The organism is Serratia sp. (in: enterobacteria) (genome assembly GCF_046715635.1).
Classification (GTDB): domain Bacteria; phylum Pseudomonadota; class Gammaproteobacteria; order Enterobacterales; family Enterobacteriaceae; genus Chania.
Window position 1 is genome coordinate 1 of the sequence record NZ_JBKJYW010000381.1, and the last position, 2,713, is coordinate 2,713.

At 53.6% G+C, this 2,713-nt stretch carries 2 protein-coding genes and 1 riboswitch; both genes read left to right on the plus strand.

The window, feature by feature from the left end; all coding sequences use genetic code 11:
• Positions 1-103: 103 nt before the first annotated feature.
• A complete protein-coding gene (locus ACLQ7H_RS19910) occupies positions 104-892 on the plus strand; it encodes a DeoR/GlpR family DNA-binding transcription regulator (RefSeq protein ID WP_059199417.1) in 789 nt (262 codons plus the stop codon).
• A gap of 123 nt (positions 893-1,015) precedes the next feature.
• Positions 1,016-2,368: a glutathione-disulfide reductase gene (gorA, locus tag ACLQ7H_RS19915; protein WP_411754162.1), complete on the plus strand. Its 1,353-nt coding sequence runs from the start codon at positions 1,016-1,018 to the stop codon at positions 2,366-2,368.
• A gap of 236 nt (positions 2,369-2,604) precedes the next feature.
• Positions 2,605-2,713, plus strand: a riboswitch (M-box (ykoK) riboswitch). This riboswitch is flagged as partial in the annotation.

Consider the following 2,713-nt stretch of genomic DNA (forward strand, 5'->3'; position numbering starts at 1 on the left):
CAGCCATTATTTTGCCTCAAATCCCATCTCCTTGATCTTTATGCTCCCCTTTCATATCCCTTTCGCATAAAATAAAAGCAAAACATTTCGATAGGTCAGGATGATGAACTCTTTTGAAAGACGAAACAAAATTGTCGACTTGGTTCAGCAGAACGGCAGCATCTTGGTCAGCGATCTTTCGAATTCCTTCGGAATTTCTGAAGTTACCATCCGCGCTGACCTGCGCCTGCTGGAAGAAAAAGGTCTGCTGATCCGCTTCCACGGCGGTGCCGCCAGGCCGGGCAGCCAGTTGGAGCAGGAGGCCGAGGCGCCGAAAACCACCGGTGAGGTCATCCTGGAGGAACGCTACCAGCTGGCTAAAGACCCGAAAAAACGCATTGCCTTAAAAGCAGCGGCGATGGTCAACCCCGGCGATACGGTGATCCTGGACAGCGGCAGCACCACCATGCTGATTGCTGAAGAGCTAGTGAAGATGGGCAATATCACGGTGATCACCAATAACCTGCCCGCCGCCTTTGCGCTTTCCGATAATAAAGACATCACGCTGGTGCTGTGTGGCGGCACGTTGCGCCATAAGACGCGCTCTATGCACGGTTCCATCGCGGAGCTCTCCCTACAGGGCATTGCCGGTGACGTGATGTTCGTCGGGGCCGACGGGCTGGACGCCACCAACGGCATCACTACCTTTAATGAAGGCTACTCGATCAGCGGCGTGATGGCTCAGGCAGCCAAGCGCGTTGTCGCGGTGGTCGATTCCACCAAGTTCGGCCGCCGGGGTTTCAACCTGGTGCTGTCGATGAGCCAGATTGACATGATCATTACCGATACCGGCATCAGCAGTGCCGATCGCCAAGCGCTCGATCGGGCAAAACCCGAATTGGTTATCGTGTAAAATCAACCGGGCAGAGGATCAAGCCTCTGCCTATTACAGCCATCGACGCAATCTTTGCGACAACCCCCAGTCAGGCGTTAAACTCTTACCCTTCTCGAATCACACAACTCATGGAAAACCCAGATGACGAAACATTACGATTATCTAGCAATTGGCGGCGGCAGCGGCGGTATCGCATCGATCAACCGGGCAGCCATGTATGGCCAGAAATGCGCACTGATTGAAGCCAAAGAACTTGGCGGCACCTGCGTTAACGTGGGTTGTGTCCCGAAAAAAGTCATGTGGCATGCGGCGCAGATCGCCGAGGCCATTCACCAGTACGGCCCGGATTACGGCTTCGATACCACCGTCAACGCCTTCGACTGGAAACGTCTGATCGCCAACCGCACCGCCTACATCGATCGTATTCACACCTCTTACGACAACGTGCTGGGCAAAAACAAGGTCGACGTGATCAAAGGTTTTGCCCGTTTTATTGACGCGCATACCGTGGAAGTCAACGGCGAGAAAATCACTGCCGACCATATTCTGATCGCTACCGGTGGCCGCCCAAGCCATCCGTCGATCCCAGGTGCCGAATACGGCATCGACTCCGACGGCTTCTTCGAGCTGGATGCCATGCCAAAACGCGTGGCAGTGGTGGGTGCTGGCTACATCGCGGTAGAGATTGCCGGTGTGATGAACGCGCTGGGAGCGGAAACGCACCTGTTCGTGCGTAAACACGCCCCGCTGCGTACCTTCGATCCGATGATTGTAGAAACCCTGGTTGAGGTGATGAACACCGAAGGGCCAACCCTGCACACCGAATCCATTCCAAGATCCATCGTCAAAAACGCCGACGGCAGCCTGACGCTGGCGTTGGAAAACGGCAAAGAGTTCACCGTGGACAGCCTGGTCTGGGCCATCGGCCGCGAACCAGCGACCGACAATCTGAACCTGGCAGTCACCGGCGTGAAGACCAATGCCAAAGGCTACATCGAGGTCGACAAATTCCAGAACACCAACGTGAAAGGCATCTACGCAGTGGGTGACAACACCGGTGCGGTTGAGCTGACCCCGGTTGCCGTTGCCGCTGGCCGTCGCCTGTCTGAGCGCCTGTTCAACAACAAGCCGGACGAGCACCTGGATTACAGCAATATCGCCACCGTGGTGTTCAGCCACCCGCCAATTGGCACCATTGGCCTGACCGAACCGCAGGCAAAAGAGCAGTTTGGCGAGGACAAAGTGAAGGTCTATAAATCCTCCTTCACCGCCATGTACAGCGCCGTAACTCAGCATCGCCAACCGTGCCGCATGAAGCTGGTGTGTGTGGGGGAAGAAGAGAAGATTGTTGGCCTGCACGGGATTGGCTTTGGCATGGATGAAATCCTGCAGGGCTTCGCCGTGGCAATCAAGATGGGCGCGACCAAGAAAGACTTCGATAATACCGTGGCGATCCACCCTACCGCAGCGGAAGAATTCGTGACTATGCGGTAATGGTGCATTCCTTACTGTAAACCGACTGTAAAAGGTCGGTTTTTGCTTTTATTCAGCTTATAAATGCTGATTAAGGCAATTGAATAACCCGCCATAGTGTTTATATCACTTCACAATTAACGTTTATTAAGATAAATCGTTCGTTTAAATATAACTTCTTAAATATCACCTCAACGAGGTGCCGATTTTCGAGCACTATCGCTCCCAGCACGCCTATAATCACCGGGTAGTTATATGCAGTATCTCGTTTGGCGAGGCTCCTATACAAACACAGGTTACTGATCTGACGACATCGAGAGATGCCCAAGGTTAAGACAGGCTTTATCGGATTAAGGTTCAGCCCAA